19 protein-coding genes are annotated in these 16844 nt (G+C 70.2%); 11 read left to right on the top strand and 8 right to left on the bottom strand.

Annotation, left to right across the window (positions count from 1 at the left end):
• The first annotated feature begins 336 nt into the window (after window positions 1-336).
• Window positions 337-681: a hypothetical protein gene (locus tag ACIPV1_RS18105; protein ID WP_402726968.1), complete on the top strand. Its 345-nt coding sequence runs from the start codon at window positions 337-339 to the stop codon at window positions 679-681.
• Here the strand turns inward: ACIPV1_RS18105 and ACIPV1_RS18100 are convergent.
• Both ACIPV1_RS18100 and ACIPV1_RS18095 read right to left on the bottom strand, forming a co-directional pair.
• Window positions 671-1129, bottom strand: coding sequence for a hypothetical protein (locus tag ACIPV1_RS18100; protein WP_402726967.1), 459 nt, complete (start codon window positions 1127-1129; stop codon window positions 671-673). The genes ACIPV1_RS18105 and ACIPV1_RS18100 overlap by 11 nt on opposite strands.
• 23 nt (window positions 1130-1152) lie before the next feature.
• Complete coding sequence (locus ACIPV1_RS18095; protein ID WP_123291680.1) at window positions 1153-1707, bottom strand: hypothetical protein; 555 nt, start codon at window positions 1705-1707, stop codon at window positions 1153-1155.
• Between the two features lie 245 nt (window positions 1708-1952).
• Between ACIPV1_RS18095 and ACIPV1_RS18090 the strand changes: the two genes are divergently transcribed.
• Window positions 1953-2489, top strand: coding sequence for a VOC family protein (locus tag ACIPV1_RS18090; RefSeq protein WP_123294480.1), 537 nt, complete (start codon window positions 1953-1955; stop codon window positions 2487-2489).
• A complete protein-coding gene (locus ACIPV1_RS18085; RefSeq protein WP_185094124.1) occupies window positions 2482-3285 on the top strand; it encodes a MerR family transcriptional regulator in 804 nt (267 codons plus the stop codon). The genes ACIPV1_RS18090 and ACIPV1_RS18085 overlap by 8 nt, the downstream gene beginning before the upstream one ends.
• A gap of 106 nt (window positions 3286-3391) precedes the next feature.
• Here ACIPV1_RS18085 and ACIPV1_RS18080 read toward each other — a convergent pair whose 3' ends face one another.
• Complete coding sequence (locus ACIPV1_RS18080) at window positions 3392-4048, bottom strand: hypothetical protein (RefSeq protein ID WP_123294478.1); 657 nt, start codon at window positions 4046-4048, stop codon at window positions 3392-3394.
• Window positions 4045-5784, bottom strand: coding sequence for a CocE/NonD family hydrolase (locus ACIPV1_RS18075; protein WP_123294625.1), 1740 nt, complete (start codon window positions 5782-5784; stop codon window positions 4045-4047). Before ACIPV1_RS18075 ends, ACIPV1_RS18080 begins: the two co-directional genes overlap by 4 nt.
• Before the next feature lie 116 nt (window positions 5785-5900).
• Here ACIPV1_RS18075 and ACIPV1_RS18070 point away from each other — a divergent pair, with 116 nt between their 5' ends.
• Entirely contained in the window at window positions 5901-6539 is a 639-nt protein-coding gene (locus tag ACIPV1_RS18070) for a TetR family transcriptional regulator (RefSeq protein WP_123294477.1), read from the top strand.
• Here ACIPV1_RS18070 and ACIPV1_RS18065 read toward each other — a convergent pair.
• On the bottom strand, window positions 6505-7443 hold the full coding sequence (locus ACIPV1_RS18065; RefSeq protein ID WP_402726966.1) for an amidohydrolase family protein: 939 nt from the start codon (window positions 7441-7443) through the stop codon (window positions 6505-6507). The two genes, ACIPV1_RS18070 and ACIPV1_RS18065, sit on opposite strands and share 35 nt — an antisense overlap.
• 48 nt (window positions 7444-7491) lie before the next feature.
• Here ACIPV1_RS18065 and ACIPV1_RS18060 point away from each other — a divergent pair, with 48 nt between their 5' ends.
• A complete protein-coding gene (locus tag ACIPV1_RS18060; RefSeq protein WP_402726965.1) occupies window positions 7492-8583 on the top strand; it encodes an amidohydrolase family protein in 1092 nt (363 codons plus the stop codon).
• The gene (locus ACIPV1_RS18055; protein WP_402726964.1) at window positions 8580-9176 is read left to right on the top strand and encodes a TetR/AcrR family transcriptional regulator C-terminal ligand-binding domain-containing protein; all 597 of its coding nucleotides are present in this window, start codon (window positions 8580-8582) and stop codon (window positions 9174-9176) included. Before ACIPV1_RS18060 ends, ACIPV1_RS18055 begins: the two co-directional genes overlap by 4 nt.
• Window positions 9177-9235: 59 nt before the next feature.
• Here ACIPV1_RS18055 and ACIPV1_RS18050 read toward each other — a convergent pair whose 3' ends face one another.
• Window positions 9236-10363, bottom strand: a complete 1128-nt coding sequence (locus ACIPV1_RS18050; RefSeq protein WP_402726963.1) for a LacI family DNA-binding transcriptional regulator — start codon at window positions 10361-10363, stop codon at window positions 9236-9238.
• A 118-nt stretch (window positions 10364-10481) separates the two neighbouring features.
• Between ACIPV1_RS18050 and ACIPV1_RS18045 the strand changes: the two genes are divergently transcribed.
• From ACIPV1_RS18045 to ACIPV1_RS18030, 4 genes are all read left to right on the top strand, one after another.
• Window positions 10482-11858 carry an MFS transporter gene (locus ACIPV1_RS18045; protein WP_402726962.1) on the top strand — a complete coding sequence of 459 codons (1377 nt, stop codon included), beginning with the start codon at window positions 10482-10484 and terminating at the stop codon, window positions 11856-11858.
• 9 nt (window positions 11859-11867) lie between these two features.
• Window positions 11868-12563 (top strand): endonuclease NucS, encoded by a 696-nt coding sequence (nucS, locus tag ACIPV1_RS18040; RefSeq protein WP_111083752.1) that lies wholly within the window; start codon window positions 11868-11870, stop codon window positions 12561-12563.
• Between the two features lie 193 nt (window positions 12564-12756).
• Window positions 12757-13413, top strand: a complete 657-nt coding sequence (locus tag ACIPV1_RS18035; RefSeq protein ID WP_123937185.1) for an HAD hydrolase-like protein — start codon at window positions 12757-12759, stop codon at window positions 13411-13413.
• Entirely contained in the window at window positions 13410-14750 is a 1341-nt protein-coding gene (locus tag ACIPV1_RS18030) for a CynX/NimT family MFS transporter (RefSeq protein ID WP_311394732.1), read from the top strand. The genes ACIPV1_RS18035 and ACIPV1_RS18030 overlap by 4 nt, the downstream gene beginning before the upstream one ends.
• A 120-nt stretch (window positions 14751-14870) precedes the next feature.
• On the opposite strand, the gene ACIPV1_RS18025 is transcribed toward ACIPV1_RS18030, so the two are convergent.
• Both ACIPV1_RS18025 and ACIPV1_RS18020 read right to left on the bottom strand, forming a co-directional pair.
• The gene (locus ACIPV1_RS18025; RefSeq protein WP_123937184.1) at window positions 14871-15698 is read right to left on the bottom strand and encodes an SDR family oxidoreductase; all 828 of its coding nucleotides are present in this window, start codon (window positions 15696-15698) and stop codon (window positions 14871-14873) included.
• Between the two features lie 37 nt (window positions 15699-15735).
• On the bottom strand, window positions 15736-16374 hold the full coding sequence (locus tag ACIPV1_RS18020; protein WP_123937183.1) for a nucleoside/nucleotide kinase family protein: 639 nt from the start codon (window positions 16372-16374) through the stop codon (window positions 15736-15738).
• A 54-nt stretch (window positions 16375-16428) separates the two neighbouring features.
• Here ACIPV1_RS18020 and ACIPV1_RS18015 point away from each other — a divergent pair, with 54 nt between their 5' ends.
• Window positions 16429-16797 (top strand): VOC family protein, encoded by a 369-nt coding sequence (locus ACIPV1_RS18015; protein WP_123937182.1) that lies wholly within the window; start codon window positions 16429-16431, stop codon window positions 16795-16797.
• Window positions 16798-16844 lie beyond the last annotated feature (47 nt).

Raw genomic sequence — 16844 nt, 5'->3', positions numbered from 1 at the left:
CGGCTGCTGTGTGCGCGCCGAACACACCCTGGTGCAGGGTGGAGAACCAGCAATGTGCGGCTGGTGAGCGCTCCGGGTGTTTCCCGGTCTGTGCAAGCTATTCGGCGCCCTCCGCTGAACGGATGGGGATCCCGTACCCCGTTACCGCATCGTAATATTTGTTGTGGGAAATGTAACCTGTTCGAGGGTCGTGTATTTTGTCGGAGCCCGTCTCGATTGAGGATTGTCTACCGAGACAGGTCCATCGCACCCCTCGATTCGTTGGCCTGCCGGCTATTTACTGGCTGGTCCTAGTTCAGCCTCCCTGCGCTCGTGCTCCTCGGGATTGGACTGGCGATGCTCTTCGTGCCGCTGCAAAACCTCGCCCTCACCGGTGTGCAGCCCGAGGATGCCGGCGTCGCTTCCGCGACCGTCAACTCGACCTTCCACATCGGCGGATCGATCGGCCTGGCCGTGTTTACCGTCTTCTACGCCAGCGCCGTCGAGCACACCCTCGCCGCCGGTGGTGACCAGCTGACTGCGTTCACCGACGAATACTCAGCCGCGTTCCTCGCCTCCGGCATCGCCATGGTCATCGCATCGCTCCTGGCGATCTTCCTCATCCGTGGGAAGAAGGACGACCTCATGCCCTCGTCATCGCCCAACGAAAGGGTGACGGCGTACGTACCTGTCACCGGCTGACTGCGGCGTCTCGAAGGTGGATGAGGCGGGTTGGCGAGTCGAACCTGCTAAAGAGATTCAGCTCTTGGTCGTAGGTGATGGAAGCAAGGAGAGAACGGTCCAATCGGTGTCGAAGGACGAGCACGGTGAAGCCGTCCCCGTCTTCTGCGTCGGTCGGATGCCAGTCGGACTGATCACCACCCCAGATGAACATGCTGTCGGGATAGATGAGGCTCGCGACCGGATGGGGGCGCTTGCTGTGCCCCTCACCGATGCGCTCGTTGTAGCCGTCGGAGACGATGGTGCGTTGCGTTGCAACGTGGATGGCGGTCCAGCTGGCGTCCCGGAGGTCGGTCTTCACACTCCACTCGTCGACACCGTTGAAGTCCTGCATGAGGACTGTCGCGGTGACGCTACGGTCGGTGTCTGCTCTGATGGCTTCACGAATTGCCTCGATGCGGTTGTTCACGTGCGCTCCTCCTCTTAGGTGTTTCAGCCGAAGACCGGCGCTTCCTTGCCGTCCGGGTACCGGCAGCTGTCTCCCGGGGTGCACAGGAAACGGTACGTGGAGAGGTCGAGGTTGAGGTTGAACGTGTGCGCACGCTCGTAGTCCTGGATCTTCATGTTGCCGAGCTTGAAGATGTAGGTGCCGTTGTGTGTTCCGCCCATCGAGCCGGTGAAGTTGAAGCCGTCGCCGGAGAGGTTCGAGTAGCCCGTGGAGTCCACCGTCCGGCTGGGCAGGAGTCCTTCCATCTGCTCAAGAGTGATGCCACCGCTGAGGTCCACGTTGTAGTTGCGGAGGACGGAGAAAGCGGACAGGCCGAAGATGTGCTTGTCGGTCTGCAGTCCGATGGTGAACGTGAGGTCGATGCAGTTGCTCCAGGAGCCGTTGGTCGGGTCGTTCGCCTGTCCGTAGATCACGCCGTAGACGATGTCGCTCGACGATGGAGCCCAGATCGTGCGCACGGGGGTGCTGTTATAGCAGCCGACGCTGTCGGCACGGGCGTTCGACTGTGGCGCGAGGTTCGCCGCCTCTTCGGAGGACATGGTGATGAGGCAGGCGAAGTCGTGCGTGTTCTCGCTGGAGGGCTGCGATGATTGGCATCATCTGGATCCCCCTGTCGATCTTCGGTCACCCCGAGTGACCAGAGAGTCGAAGGCGGGACCAGACGGAGTCCGGTAGTCGATCGTTCTCCGGACGCGGGCCGCCAACTCGGTGAACCGGGCCAACAGGTTGGTCCCAGAGTTCCCCGATTTGACCCTCACGCCGCGTGAGGGCCGAACGTGGACCCATGAGCAGCTACTACAACGCCTTTGAGATGAGCCCGGTCCCCGCCCCCGGCCCTGACGTGGTCGCGCCTGAGCCGTTCCACGGGATCTACGGGATGCCGTCGTTCGTGACGATCCCGACAACCGACCTGGCCGCTTCCGTCGACTTCTGGACCCGCGGCCTGGGCTTCTTCGACCTGTTCAGCGTGCCGGGCCAGCTCGTGCACCTGCGCCGGTGGGCCTTTCAGGACGTCCTGCTGGTCCCAACCGCGTCCGCTCCGGATCAGGCGCCGGCGGTGAGCTTCAGCTTCGCGTGCGTCCTGAACCAGATCGACACCCTCGTCACCGCGTGCCGAGCCCACGACGCGGGCGTGGTGAGCGAGCCGCGGGACACGCCCTGGGGCACCCGCGATGTCGAGGTGATCACGCCGGAGAAGGTGCGAGTCGTCTTCACTGCCGCGAAACCCTTCGAGCCGACCAGCCAGACCGCCAAGAACCTCGAAGCGATCGGCATCACCGCACCTGACGCCGACGGCGAGAAGAATGGAGCGCATGCCTGATGACAGCGACGCCGTGGACCTGACTGTTGGTCAGGCCGCGGCGCGCCTGGGCGTGACGGTCCGGACGTTGCATCACTGGGACGAGATCGCCCTTGCGAGGCCGTCGTCACGGTCAGCTGCCGGGTACCGGCTCTATGCCGAAGACGACCTCGAGCGGCTGCGGCGCATCGTCGTCTACCGCGAGCTGGGGCTCGACCTGGAAGCCATTCGGAACGTTCTCGACGATCCGAGTGCGGCCGTTGTCATTGCGCTGCGCGCCCAGCAGTCCCAGCTTGCGGCGCGGATCGAGCATCTCAGCGCGCTGGGCGATGACCTGGCCCGGATGGCCGACGCCCACGAGCACGGGCTGCTCATGACCAATGAGGAGCAGACCGCGACGTTCGGGCCTGGATGGAATCCGCAGTGGCCGGCTGAGGCGCGGCAACTCTACGGCGATACGCCGGAGTGGCGGCACTACGCCGAACGCTCGGCGTCACGCACCGTGGACGACTGGCAGGCCGTCGCCGATGCGTCTGCGGCGCTTGATCAGGCCCTTGCCGACGCCATGGATGCTGGTGTCGAACCCGGCAGCCCGGCCGCGGACGCTCTCGTTGAACAGCACCGCGAGGTGTTCTCCGCCTACTTCCCGATCACCCGGCAGATGCAGGTCGTCCTCGGCCGCATGTACGAAGCCGATCCGGGGTACGCCGCACACTACGACGGCATCCGAGCCGGGCTCGCCTCATGGTTGCGTCGCATCATCGACGCCGGCGCACGCGCCCGCGGCATCGACCCCGACACCGCCACCTGGCAGTAGGACTCGCAGCTCACGGTCGCGCGCGGAGCGGCCGACGTCGACGTCGACGTGGGAGCGAACGCTGCCCTGAGCCAACGTCTCGTGCGGATCGCCGGCCTTCGAGTGGTCACCGCTCGTTGGCGGCTCGGCGGATCCAGGTGCGGAACTCGACGGCGAAGTGCTCGAGGTGCTGCTCGATCACCGCCGGGGCGCAGGTCGCCGGCAAGGTGACGGACAGACGTGCGGTGAAGCCGTCCTGCTCCTCGTCGAAGGAGTTCGCGATCGAGCCGATCACCGTCCCGTCCGCCAACAGCATGTGCGACCGGCGACCGGCAGTCGCTTCTGCGGCGGGCAGCTCCTGCTCGACGACGGCACTGTCGTCCCAGGGGCGCATGAAGAACGAGCAGACGTACTCGTCGAGGGTCTCGACGATGTTCACGTTGCGCCCCGGCTCGGCGTGGATCCCGTAGTGCTCCGGGTGTCCGGCGAGCATGACGTCCTCGCGGGCGAACGCGGCGCCGAGCCACGCACCGAACTGCGCGGCACTGATGCCCCGTGCACGGAGCGTGGTCGTGCCGGTTGCCTGCTCGCCGCCGGAGCGTCCGAGGTGGGCGCGGAGGAACGCGTCACCCGCAGCGATCTCGTCCTCGAGCAGCTCGAGCAGCTGGACCCGGCCGAGCTTCCGTTTCAGGAGCGCGAGCGCCCGGCGGGCGGAGAACAGCTCGAACCCGTCGATGGTCGAGTCGGTGTCCTCGCCGGCCAGGCGGACGGTCGCGCCGGTCACCGTGCGGCCCGGACGGGGAGCTGGAGGTACGAGGCCTGGTCGCCGCCGGTGTGCACGACGTGCCGCCCGGTGTTCGCGCCGACGTACTCGCGGATCGCCGGCATGAGCGTGCCGAGCAGGTTGCGGGAGCTCACGATGAACCGCAGCTGCTCGCCCGCGTGGAAGCGCAGGCCGACCGGGAACAGGTCGATCTCGATCTCGGCGACCTGCCCGGCAGCGAGCTTCTCGACGCGGTCGAACGAGTGCGCGGGGACGTCGTCGGTCGACAGCGCCTCGTCGAGGTGCCGGGCGGACACGCGGAGGCGTCCGTCGGAGCCCTTGTAACGCAGGATCGTCGCGCCGTGGTCGGTGAGGTCGTGCGCCATCGCCGACTGGTTCGGCACGGTGAACGCCTGCAGCGGCGTTCCCCAGCGGTCGAGCTTCTGGACGAGGACGAACAGGTCCATGTCGTCGGCGCCCCGGGCCTCGACGAACAGGTGCGCCTTCGGGTACCCGACCAGGACGGTCTCCTCGTCGAAGCGGGTCAGGAACGAGACGGCGTCCGGGTTCGCGTCGACGGCGTAGGACGCTTCTGCAGGTGCCTCGGGCGCGGCCGTGGTCAGCGTTCGCGTCCGGGCGTCGAGGAAGTACTTCGTCGAAGCGGCGTCCTGCGGCGGGAACGACTCAGCCGGCACGGCGACCTCGTCTCCGCCCTGCAGGTCGAGGACCGAGTACCGGACGGTCGGAGTGGTCTCCCACCCGTTGTCGGCGCCCTTGAGGAAGTGGTCGAAGAACCGGCGGAGGTCCTCGACGTTCGCCGGGTCGTAGTAGTCCGGCCACTCCTGGGTGTTGTGGATCCGGAGCCACTTCTCGTCGCTGGCGATCCGACGCCAGGCGCGGAAGGTCCCGGCGGTGTGCAGGGTGTTCGAGTAGCTCGCGACGACGTACGCCGGCACCTCGATCTGCGAGAAGTCAGGGATCTTCTGCTCCCACAGGTCGGTCATCAGCGGGTGGGCGTCGACCTCGGCGAGGATGTCCTCCTTCTGGCCCTTCCCGAAGAAGCTGCCGTCCTGCAGCTGCTGCGCGAACCCGGTGTCGGGCATGCCGCCGCGCTTCACGAGGTCGCGGTAGACGTCGCTGACGCCCTCCCACGGGTTGATCGCGACGAGGTGCGGGGGCTGCTCGGCGGCGGTGAACCACTGCGACACGGCGAGGTAGCTCGTGCCGCTCATGCCGACCTTGCCGTCGCACCATTCTTGCTCGGCCAGCCACTCGATGACGTCGTACGCGTCGCGGCCCTCCTGCCGGTCCCAGAGCACGCTGTCGCCCTCGGAGTCGACCACGCCGCGGATGTCGACGTTGCAGATCGCGTAGCCGTGCTCGACCCAGTACGCCGGGTCCGGTGCCTCGAACTTCTCGAGTCCGGACACCGTGCTGTTCGGCAGCCCGACGAGCCCGAACACCCCCATCACGCTGAGCGACGTGCCCTGCGCCTTGCCGTACGGGCTCCATGCCACGATCACCGGCACCGGCTCGGTGCCGACCGGGCGGAACACGTCGACGTGGATGGTCGTGCCGTCGCGCAGCTGCATCGCGACGTCCTTGTCGAACACCGTGTCGACGGGCAGCGGCTTGAACTGCGGCGCGATCCGGAACCCGGCCTCGAGGGTTCGGGTGCCGGGCTCGAAGGGGGTGAGCACACCCGTGCGCGGAGCGGGCAGCGGGGTGGAGGGGACGGTCATCCTCTGGTCGGTCATCGTGTTCTCCTTCGTGCGGGAGTCCTCCGTGGGCTCGTCGTCGAGGCGAGCGTACGTCCGATCCGGCAAGAACTCAACGCGTGTTGAGAAACCCGTCGGCGGAGTAGATTGCGGGCATGGACGGAACGACGGAAGCAGCGACGACCTCCCGCGTGGGTCGCCGTCCCGGGGCGGCCAGCACCCGCACGACGGTCCTCGCGGCGGCGAGTGCGCGGTTCGCCAGCGACGGTTTCGCCGGCACGACGATCCGGGCCGTGGCGGCGGACGCCGGCGTCGACCCTTCGCAGGTGATGCAGTTCTTCGGGTCGAAGGCCGACCTGTTCGCAGCGGTGATGGCCGTGTCCCCGTCCGCGCTCCGGCGCTTCGACACGGCCTTCGAGGGTCCGGACGAGCATCTCGGCGAGCGTGTCGTCCGGGCGTTCCTACAGGCCTGGGAAGGCGCCCCGGAGGAGTCGGAACCGCTGATGGCGATGCTCCGAGGTGCGATGGTCAACGAGGACGCGACGGCGCAGCTGCGGGACTTCATCCAGGCCCGCCTCGTGCACGGAGCCTCCGGCGCCGATCACGAGGACCGTGCGCTCCGGGCCGGGCTCGCCGCGGCCATGCTCGTCGGGATCATCACGAGCCGGCAGGTCTTCGGGGTCCCTGCCGTGCTCGCAGCCGACCACGACACCGTCGTCGCGATCGCCGGACCCGCGATCCAGAGCGTCCTCGCCGGAGTCAGTCGAGCAGACGCCGAGCGTTCCGGGTCGTGAGTTCCCGCCAACTCGTCGCGTCGTGCGGCGGCTCGGCATCGTCGAGCGCGGCGATCTGCGCGTCCACGCCCTGCGTCGGCGTCCAGCACGAGTCGCTGCCGTAGAGCAGCCGGTCCGTCCCGGCGACCTCGGCGAGGACTGGCACGTCGAGTGGGAACGGCGTGCCTGCCGTGTCGAACCAGAGCCGCCGCATCGCGTCCTTCCAGGGCATCGTGCCGGCGGTGGCGCCGAACAACTGCTGGAACAGGGCGATCCGGTCGGAGAGGACCGGCAGAGTCGCGCCCGAGTGCGGCACGATGACGCGCAGGTCCGGGTACCGGTCGAGGACGCCGGCGAGCACCAGGTCGACGATGCTCCTGGTGCTGTCGAACATGAACTCCAGCATCGGGCGAGGACGCCCGAGGGCGGTGTGCTCCCACCCGACGGGCGAGGTCGGGTGCACGAAGACGGCCGCGCCGCGGGCGTCGAGCTCGGCCCAGAGCGGCTCCAACGCGGGATCTCCCAGGTACTGGCCGTGCGCGTTGGACTCGAGGACGACGCCGACCGCACCCGGTCCCTGCAACGTGCGCCGGGCCTCCAGGACCGCACTGTCGACATCCGGCACCGGGAGGGACGCGAAGTACGAGAACCGGTCCGGGTGCGCGGCCGCGATCGCGGCGGCTTCGTCGTTGAGTGTCCGCGCGAGCTCCGCGGCTCGGTCGTCGTCCCCGAAGTGCACTCCGGGCGACGAGACGGACAGGACCGCTCGGGCGATCCCGCGGCGGTCCATGTCACCGAGCTGGCCGGCGAGCGACCAGCTCGGCCAGGCGGGCATGCCGTCCGGCTGTTCGTACCCGGCTGCTCGGGCCGCTGCGACGTAGTCCGCGGTGACGAAGTGTGCGTGGACGTCGATCAGTTCGGACATCGATGGCTCCTCGTTGCATGTAGTGAACGATTCTGTATCGTAGACCGCATGACCACGACCATTCGCAACGTCCGCACCAGCTCCGGCGGGGTGACCACAACCGAGGCTGTCGACGTCGAGTTCGACGAGCACATCAGCACGGTCCGTCCCGCGGGGACCGTCGCTCCAGCCGGCGGTCCGGTCGTCGACGGAACGGGGCAGTTCCTCGTTCCGGGCCTGATCGACACGCACGTCCACCTGGGCTCCCCGGCGGCGCTGTCGTCCGCAGTCCGAGCCGGCGTCACGACGATGGTTGACCTCGGGACACACCCGGACTCCCTCGTCGACGAGCAGCGACGAGCACCAGGGGCCCCGGGGCTCCTCAGCGCGGGCTCGGCTGCCTCGGCGCCGGGCAGCACCCAGATCGCTCGGATGGGCTTCCCGGACGCGAGCGGCGTGAGCAGCGCAGCCGATGCCGAGCGGTACCTGGACTGGCGGGCCGCGAACGGGTCGGACCTGGTGAAGATCATCATCGAGGACCCCGACGCCACCGACGTCCCCGCGCTCGACGTCGCAACGATCACGGCCCTGGTCGACGGTGCACGCCGCCGGGGGCTCCGGACCGTGGCCCACGTCGTGACCGCCGCGTCGTTCGTCCGCGGGCTCGACGCCGGGGTCGACATCCTCACGCACGCACCGCTCGACCGGCCGCTGCCGGGCGAGACCGTCCGTCGGATGGTCGACCAGGGCACCATCGCGTCACCGACCCTCGTCATGATGCGCGCGATGGCGCGCGCGCGGCTCGGGGACCGTGCCGACGCCGCATTCGAGAACGCCGTCGAGAGTGTGCGCCGGATGCACACCGCCGGTGTGCCAGTCGTCGCCGGCACGGACGCGAACGAGACCCCGTTCGCGCCGGTTCGCCACGGCGAGGCCCTCCACGAGGAGATGCTCCTCTTGCGGGACACCGGGATGACGAACGGCGCGGTACTGACCGCTGCCACGGACGGGGCAGCGGCGGCATTCGGTCTGCACGACCGCGGGCGTGTGGAAGTGGGGCTGCGTGCGGACCTCCTGCTCACGACCGGCGATCCCCTCGTCGACCCAGCCGTCCTCGCTCAGCCGGGCGCTGTGTGGGTCGGTGGGACACTCATCTCGTGAACGCTCCCGTCCGGCGGCGCGGTGCTGACCTCGAGCACGCGATCTTCGCCGCCACACTCGAACAGCTGGCTGACCACGGCATGGCGGGCCTCACCTTCGAGAACGTCGCCGCGGCAGCCGGTGCGGGCAAGGCCTCGCTCTACCGGCGCTGGACCGATCCGGAGCAGCTCGTCCTCGCCGCCCTCGCCTGGACCGAAGACACCGCGGAGCGGAGCGATCACCCCGGGGGGACCCGACTCCAGCCGGTCGGTGACCTCCGCGACGAACTCATCGCGTTCCTGTCCGATCTCGCCGACGGGCTCACCACCCCCGTCGGACGGGTCCTCGCACCACTTCTCCTGGAGCGAGAGCGACGACCCGAGATGTGGCAGCGCATCGTCGCACTGCTCATCGAGCCGCGCCAACGCCTCGTGACCGAAGCATTCGGACGCGCCGCGGCCCGTGGCGAGATCCCCTCGAGCGCTGTCAGCCCATCACGCGTCAGCGCTGGCGCCGCACTCGTGCTCGCCCGTCACCTCACCACTGGCCCGCTGTCCCGCGACGACATCGTCGAGGTCGTCGATGACGTCGTACTTCCCGCCCGGTGGCGGTGATCGTCGCGAGGTCGCGCTGACCGACTCGTAGGGGTGTGGCGGAATCCGGACGGGTGGGATCAGCGCACAGCCGGCGGCGGCCCCGTCGTGTCCCCCACGCGCAACTCCGAGACGAACGACGCCGGCTGCGGCTCCGCCCCCTCGAGCATGGCCAGGGCAGCACGAGCGGCAGCCTGGCCCTTCTGCACGAACGGCTGCACGAGCGTGGTCAGGTGCCGGATCGGCGTGCGGTGCAGCAGGCTGTCGTCCACCGTGATGCCGTCGAACCCGACGACGCTGACGTCCTCGGGCACCCGCAGCCCGGCGTCGAGCGCGGCCGAGATCACCCCCACGGCGATCAGGTCGCTCTGGGCGATGACGGCGGTGGGGCGAGGGCCATCGGCAGCGAAGAGTTCCACGCCGGCCAGGCGTCCTTCTTCCACCGAGCTCCCCGCCGTCTCGACCGCCACGGCGGAGGGGTAGACCTCGCGCACGCCCCGGAGCCGTTCGAGCGTCGTGAACGCGATGCCCGAGGCGAACCGGTCGTCGTCGATCGGTCCCCGCCGACGAGCAGCGTCGAGCGGCAGCGTCACCACCGTGACGTCGGCGTGCCCGAGGTCCTGCAGGTACGCAGCAGCACGGCGCGAGGCATCCCGGTTGTCGAGCTGGACGGGCACGGCACCCTCGATCTCGTCCGCCTCGATCGCGACGACGGGGATCTGTCGACGCCGCAGCACCGCCACGGCCGGGTCGATCCGGACGTTGCACCCCACGAGCACGACGGCGTCCATCGGGGCATCCACCAGCGGGCCGGCACCCTGCTCATCGTCGAGCGGACTCCGGACCAGCAAGAGCGAAGCCCCCGCAGCCCCGGCCACCTCGGCGATGCCGTCGAGCGTCAGGACGTTCACCGGATCGCGGAAGGCGTCGCTCAAGCGCTCGTCCATCACGACACCGATGACGCCGGAACGGCCTCGGCGGAGCGAACGCGCACGGGGGTCGGGGCCGCCGTAGCCGAGCTCGGCAGCGGCGGCGAGGACTCGGGCCTTGGCGTCCTCGGACACCGGGCCGCTGCCGCTGAACGCGAGCGAGGCCGTCGACGGCGCGACACCGGCGGCACGGGCGACCGCGGCCAGCGTCGGGCGCGACGGACGGGTGCCGCCGCCGCGGGAAGGCGACGCGCCGAGTGCTGTTGCCGGTTCGTCCATCGCCGGTTAGCGTAGCGGGAACAAGCGGTCGAATCGATTCGATAGCGGCCGACCCAGAACAAAACGCGCAGCGCGACCCGCACCACGACCACCAGCAACGAAGCACGATGGGACCACCATGACGACGCCGTCCACCCGCACCGTTCCGACCACCAGGGCCTGGATCATCGCGGTGTTCGTGGTGTTCACCCTGTCCGGGCTCGACATCGCGACGTGGCTCGGCCGGATCCCGAGCGTCCGCGACTCCCTCGGCGCGAGCACGTTCGAGATGGGCCTGCTCGTCCTGGGCATGGCCGTCGGTTCGATCGGTGGCCTGACCTTCGCCGGCCACATCGTCGCCAAGCTCGGCGCGCGGCGCGGGATCCAGATCGCCGCCGCCTGCCTGGCGCTCGGCATGGTCTTCGCTGGCATCGCGGTCACGCTCGGCTGGGGCTTCGCCGCCATCTGGATCGCCCTGATCGCCTTCGGGTTCGGCAACGGCCTGTGCGACGTGTCGATGAACGTCTCCGGCGCCGCTGCCGAGAAGGCCGGCGGGCGCACGATCATGCCGCTGTTCCACGCAGCGTTCTCCCTCGGCACACTGGCCGGCGCCGGGCTCGGTGCCCTGGCCGAGCGGCTCGAGATCCCGGTCTCCGTGCACTTCATCGTGCTGGTCGTCATCACGAGCGCCGCGATGCTCGTCGCCGTCACGAAGTTCCAGGACGAGCACCGCTTCGCCGAGCAGGTCTCCACCGACACCAGCCCGGTCGCGACGCCACTCACCCGCATGCAGGTCTGGGCGCAGCCGTCCACGATCCTGATCGGCGTGATCGTGCTCGGCATGGCCCTGGCCGAGGGCTCCGCGAACGACTGGCTGCCACTCGCGATGATCGACGGCCACGGGCTCGACAACGCCGCCGGCGCCGGCGTGCTCACGGTGTTCCTCGCCGCGATGACCGTCGGCCGGGTCGCCGGCAGCCCCCTCATCGACAAGTTCGGGCGCGTCCCGATCCTGCGGATCAGCGCCGCCGTCGCGGTGGTCGGCCTCGGCATGCTCATCTTCATCGACAACGTGCCGCTCGCGATCGTGGGCGTCGTGCTCTGGGGCCTCGGTGCCAGCCTCGGCTTCCCGATGGGCATGTCGGCCGCTGCCGACGACCCCCGCACGGCCGCCGCCAAGGTCAGCGCCGTCGCGACCATCGGGTACGTGGCGTTCCTGGCCGGTCCTCCGCTCATCGGGTTCCTCGGCGAGCACGTCGGACTGCTCGGTGCGCTCCTGGTCGTCTTCGTGTTCATCATCGCGGCGGGACTCGCGTCGGGTGCCGCCCGTGAGACCGGCGCCGCCGCCAGGCCGACCCGCGGGGGCGGCGACGGACACGGCGGGGGCGAGCCGCGCCTCCCGGCCGGCAGCGCCGACAACGCGACGAGCGCTGCCAACACGACGAGCGCTGCCGACGCAACCAGCACTGCTGACGCGACGAGCGCGCCGTCCGGGTCGGGACGCGACGCCCGTTAGGCTTCCCGGGTGCGTCTCGTCATCGCCCGCTGCTCCGTCGACTACGCGGGCCGGCTCTCAGCCCACCTGCCGCTCGCGACCCGTCTGCTCATGCTCAAGGCGGACGGCTCGCTGCTCGTGCACTCCGACGGTGGCAGCTACAAGCCGCTGAACTGGATGAGCCCGCCGTGCTCGATCGAGATGAGCGAGCCGGACGAGGAGCAGACCGTCGGTGGCATCACCGAGGTCTGGACGGTGACGCAGAAGAAGACCCAGGACCGCCTGATCGTGTCCATCCACGAGGTCATCGCGGACCAGACCCACGACCTCGGCGTCGACCCGGGCCTGGTGAAGGACGGGGTCGAGGCGCACCTGCAGCAGCTCCTCGCGGAGCAGATCGAACTGCTCGGAGACGGCCACACGCTGGTCCGCCGCGAGTACATGACCGCCATCGGGCCGGTCGACATCCTGGCCCGCGACGACGCCGGGGCGAGCGTCGCGGTCGAGATGAAGCGGAACGCCAACATCGACGCGGTCGAGCAGCTCACGCGCTACCTCGAACTCATGAACCGCGATCCGCACCTGCGGCCGGTGCAGGGCGTGCTGGCGGCGCAGACGGTGGCACCGCAGGCGCGCACCCTCGCCGAGGACCGCGGCATCCGCGTCCTCGTGCTCGACTACGACGCGATGCGCGGCATCGAGGGCGGGCACACCCGCCTGTTCTGAGCGCGGTCGCGTTGGTGGGTCTCCCGCCGGAACCAGGTTCCGGACACGGAACCGCGGAATCGCGTGGTGCTGTGTCCGGAACCAGGTTCCGCCCGACGGCCGCCGCCCGACCGGGAGGCCCGGTGCACGTCCGCCCCGTCGCGCGCGGCACCAGGATGGTCCCGTCGACCGCCGCCGGTAGGGTGGGCAGGACATGACCAGCCCGTTCTCCGCCATCCTGTTCGACCTCGACGGCACCATCAGCGACTCCGCGCCGGGCATCCTCGAGAGCCTGACGCACACCTTCCGCACCGTGGGCGTCCCGGTGCCCGACCACGACACCCTGATGTCGTTCGTCGGCCCGCCGATCATGGACACGTTCCGGGTCGCGATGGGCATGGACGAGGCGCAGGCGGAGCACACCCTCGCCGTGTACCGCGAGCACTACTTCTCGCACGGCGCCCTCGACTCGACGATGTTCCCCGGCATCGACGTCGTGCTCCGCGCGCTGCACGACGCGGGGCTGCCGATCTCGACCGCGACGAGCAAGCCCGAGACGCCGGCGACGTACATCCTCGAGCACTACGGGCTCACCGGGGACATCGACATCATCACGGGCGCCAGCGACGACGAGGTCCGGTCGAGCAAGGCCGACGTCGTCGAGGAAGCGCTGCGCCGCCTCGACGCCCGCGGGTTCGACATCAGCCGTCCGGTGCTCATCGGCGACCGGGTGCACGACGTCGAGGGCGCCACGGTGCACGGCGTCCCGGTGGTCTTCGCCGAGTGGGGGTACGGCTCCCCCGCCGAGGCCGAGGGCACCATCGCCACGGCCGCCACCCCGCTGGACCTGCTCCCGATCCTGCTGCCGTGACGGACGGGACCGACGCGACCGGCGGGACCGACGCGACGAGCGGGCACGGCCGGACCGGCGCGACGCGGCAGGGGCTGCGTGCCGCCGCGTGGGTACTGCCCGCCGCCATCGTCCTCATCGCACTGAACTTCCGCGGGCCGATCGTCGCGACGGCCCCGGTCATCGGCGACGTCCGGCTCGACCTCGGCCTGACGTCCACGATCGCCGGGCTGCTGACGACGATCCCCGTGCTCTGCTTCGCCCTGGCGACGCCGTTCGCCAGCTGGGTCATCGCGAAGGCCGACCCCGAGCGTGCGGTGTCCCTGTCGCTCGTCATCGTGCTCGCCGGCACCGTGGTGCGTTCGATGCCGTCGTCCGCCGCACTGCTCATCGGCACCGCGGTGATCGGCATCGGCATCACGATCGGCAACGTGGTGATCCCCGTCGTCATCCGGCGGGACACCTCACCGGAGCGCGTCGGCCTGGTCACCGGCGTCTACACGTCGGCGCTCAACGTCGGGTCGATGATCACGTCGCTCGCGACCGCTCCCCTGGCGGCGCTGTGGGGCTGGCCGATCGCCATCGCCGTGTGGGCGGTCTTCGCGGTCATCGCCGGGTTCGCGTGGACGTACGCAGTGGGTGCCCGGGCCGCGTGGCGCCGCCCGGTGCGCTCCGACGACGACGAGCCCCTGCCGATCACCGGTCCGATCGACCAGGTGCTCGACACCGGGGCGATCCGGACGATCCGCGCCGACCGGGCCGCGGCGGCCGCTGCTGCCACCGCCGCCGAGCCGGTCCGTCCCGCACGACGACTCATCACGTGGGGGCTCACGCTGGCCTTCGGCGGCCAGGCGTTCTCGTACTACGCCCTGACCGCCTGGATCCCGACCCTGCTGCACGACGAGATCGGGTTCTCGAAGGCGTCGTCCGGGGCGAGCTCGTCAGTGTTCCAGATCCTGGCCGTGGTCGGTGCGCTCGGGGTCCCGCTGCTCGCGGCGAAGTGGCGGCCGCGGGCGATCATCGCGCTCGTCGCGTTCCTGTGGCTGGCGATGCCGCTCGGGCTGCTGTTCGCCCCGCAGCTCTGGCTGCTGTGGTCGGTGCTCGGCGGCGCGGCCCAGGGCGGCGGCATCACCGTGATCTTCATCGTGATCGTGCGGATCGTGTCGAGCGACGCCGATGCCCGTCGGATGTCCGCGTTCGTGCAGGGCGGCGGGTACCTGATCGGCTCGGCCGGGCCGCTCGTCGCGGGCGCGCTGCACGGTGCGACCGGGGACTGGACGGCACCGCTGCTCGTCGTGCTCGTGTCGGTGCTGACGCTCGGGGTCGTCGGCACGCTCGCCGCGCGCCGCGTGTCCTGAGCGGCGCCGCGCCCGCTGCGCTGCGCTGCGGGGCGCTTCGTGAGCAGAAATGGTCGGGTCGCCGCACCTGACCCGACCATTTCTGCTCACGAAGTCCCGCCCGCGCCCCGCCCGCGCCCACTACCGCGCGGCGAGCACCTCGCGGAGCGACATCGGGCGCCGGCCCGTGATCCGCTCGACGTCGCCGGACACGTGCGCGAGAGCCCCCTCGGCGATCGCCGTGTAGGTGCTCACCCACGCGTCGGCCTGCCACGGCTCGGGGTTCCACTGCGCACGAGACGCGTACGCCTCGTCCAGCGTCTCCGGGTGGTACGTCACCGTCCGGCCACGCACCTCGGTCACCACCGCGGCGGCTTCGGCGAGCGTGAACGCCGCCGGCCCGGTCAGCTCGTACGTGCGGTCCACGTGCGCACCCGGGTCCTGCAGCACGGTGGTCGCGACCCGTGCGACGTCCGCACGGGCGACCGCCGCCATGGCGCCGTCGCCTGCCGGCCCGCGGATCACGCCGTCCTCGCCGACCAGGTCCTCGACGAAGTCCAGGTAGAAGCTGTCCCGCAGGAACGTGTACGCCGTGTCGGTCGCGCGGATCGCCTGCTCGGTCGCCCAGTGGTCGCGCCCGAGGGTGAAGGTCGCGTCCTCGGCCGCGCCGAGGAACGACGTGTAGACGACGTGCCGCACACCGGCTTCGGCAGCTGCTGCGACGAAGGTGCGGTGCTGGTCGAGCCGGTCCTCGGCCTCGGCCGCCGACACCATCAGGAGCACGTCGACCCCCTCGAGCGCCGCCCGGCTGGCGTCGGCGAACGTCGCGACCGCGACCTCGGCGCCGGGCAGCTCCGGCGCGCGCGCTGCGTCGCGCACGATCATCCGGAACGGCACGTCGTCCGCGGCGAGCGCGCGTGCGACGGCGCCCCCGATGTTGCCGGTCGCTCCGGTGATGGCGATGGTCATGGTCGCTCCTTCGATCGGTGTCGCGTCGGTCTGCTGGTCACGTCCGCACCGTCATGGAGGCACGGATCACCGTGGGCGCGACCCTCGCCGCGTTCACGCCGTCGACCTCCACCGCCCAGGCACGCGCGGCGTCGTGGTCGCGTCCGTGACGCATGTGCCGACCGACCAGGCGGTCGACCCGCACCCCGTCGTCGACGGCGCAGAACCAGGTCTCGGTGAACAGGTCGCCGAGCGCTGCCCACGGTTCGGCATCGTCGAGCAGGTAGTTCCCCTCGGAGACCACGAGCCGGGCGGTCGGCGGGACGGCGATGCTGCCGGCGACGGGCTCGTCGATGCGGCGGTCGAAGTCCGGCGCCCACACGGTGGTGTCGGCAACGACGAGTCGTCGGACCAGAGCGACGTAGCCGTCGGCGTCGAACGTGTCGACGGCACCCTTGCGGTCGTGCCGGCCGAGGGCGTCGAGCGCCGCGTTCGACAGGTGGAAGCCGTCCATCGGCACCTGCACCGCCGTGCCGGCCCCGAGTCGCTCGTCGACGGCGGCGACCACGCGGCGGGCCAGGGTCGACTTGCCGGCACCGGGAGCACCCGCGATGCCGAGCACTGCCCGGGGCCCCGCCGAGGCCAGCTCGACCGCACGCTCGACGGCGTCGTCGACGCTGCTGTCCGGGTGGCTCACGGCCCCATCCTGGCAGAGCGCGCCGACACCGGACCGGGGTGGTTCACTGGCGGCATGGTCGATGCGACGAAGGCGTTCAGCGGGTTCTCGGTACGGGACGTCCCGGAGGCGAAGGAGTTCTACCAGGACGTCCTGGGGGTCGAGGTCTCCGAGGACCACGGCATGCTCTTCCTGCAGCTCGGCGACGGCCACGGTGTCCTCGTCTACCCGAAGGGCCCTGCGCACGAACCCGCGGCCTTCACGGTGCTGAACTTCCCCGTGCCGGACGTCGACACCGCGGTGGACGAGCTCACCGCGAAGGGCATCACGTTCCTGCAGTACGAGGGGATGACCGACGAGAAGGGCGTGAACCGCAAGGGCGGGCCGCTCATCGCCTGGTTCACCGACCCGTCGGGCAACGTCCTGAGCGTCGTCGCCGAGTGAACATGTTGTATTCAGAAAGCTCGCGCCGGCCCCACTGACCGCCCTAC

This window comes from Curtobacterium sp. NPDC089991, assembly GCF_044748425.1.
Taxonomy (GTDB): domain Bacteria; phylum Actinomycetota; class Actinomycetes; order Actinomycetales; family Microbacteriaceae; genus Curtobacterium.
This window is presented reverse-complemented; position numbering and strand designations above follow the sequence as displayed.

What these genes read in the sequence shown, in the direction of transcription:
- ACIPV1_RS18070 (WP_123294477.1), top strand. Translation starts at nt 5,901, where the DNA reads ATGGACGGAACGACGGAAGCAGCGACGACCTCCCGCGTGGGTCGCCGT.
- ACIPV1_RS18050 (WP_402726963.1), bottom strand. Translation starts at nt 10,363, where the DNA reads ATGGACGAACCGGCAACAGCACTCGGCGCGTCGCCTTCCCGCGGCGGC.
- ACIPV1_RS18085 (WP_185094124.1), top strand. Translation starts at nt 2,482, where the DNA reads ATGCCTGATGACAGCGACGCCGTGGACCTGACTGTTGGTCAGGCCGCG.
- ACIPV1_RS18065 (WP_402726966.1), bottom strand. Translation starts at nt 7,443, where the DNA reads ATGTCCGAACTGATCGACGTCCACGCACACTTCGTCACCGCGGACTAC.
- ACIPV1_RS18015 (WP_123937182.1), top strand. Translation starts at nt 16,429, where the DNA reads ATGGTCGATGCGACGAAGGCGTTCAGCGGGTTCTCGGTACGGGACGTC.
- ACIPV1_RS18075 (WP_123294625.1), bottom strand. Translation starts at nt 5,784, where the DNA reads ATGACCGACCAGAGGATGACCGTCCCCTCCACCCCGCTGCCCGCTCCG.
- ACIPV1_RS18105 (WP_402726968.1), top strand. Translation starts at nt 337, where the DNA reads ATGCTCTTCGTGCCGCTGCAAAACCTCGCCCTCACCGGTGTGCAGCCC.
- ACIPV1_RS18025 (WP_123937184.1), bottom strand. Translation starts at nt 15,698, where the DNA reads ATGACCATCGCCATCACCGGAGCGACCGGCAACATCGGGGGCGCCGTC.
- ACIPV1_RS18090 (WP_123294480.1), top strand. Translation starts at nt 1,953, where the DNA reads ATGAGCAGCTACTACAACGCCTTTGAGATGAGCCCGGTCCCCGCCCCC.
- ACIPV1_RS18035 (WP_123937185.1), top strand. Translation starts at nt 12,757, where the DNA reads ATGACCAGCCCGTTCTCCGCCATCCTGTTCGACCTCGACGGCACCATC.
- ACIPV1_RS18060 (WP_402726965.1), top strand. Translation starts at nt 7,492, where the DNA reads ATGACCACGACCATTCGCAACGTCCGCACCAGCTCCGGCGGGGTGACC.
- ACIPV1_RS18045 (WP_402726962.1), top strand. Translation starts at nt 10,482, where the DNA reads ATGACGACGCCGTCCACCCGCACCGTTCCGACCACCAGGGCCTGGATC.
- ACIPV1_RS18095 (WP_123291680.1), bottom strand. Translation starts at nt 1,707, where the DNA reads ATGTCCTCCGAAGAGGCGGCGAACCTCGCGCCACAGTCGAACGCCCGT.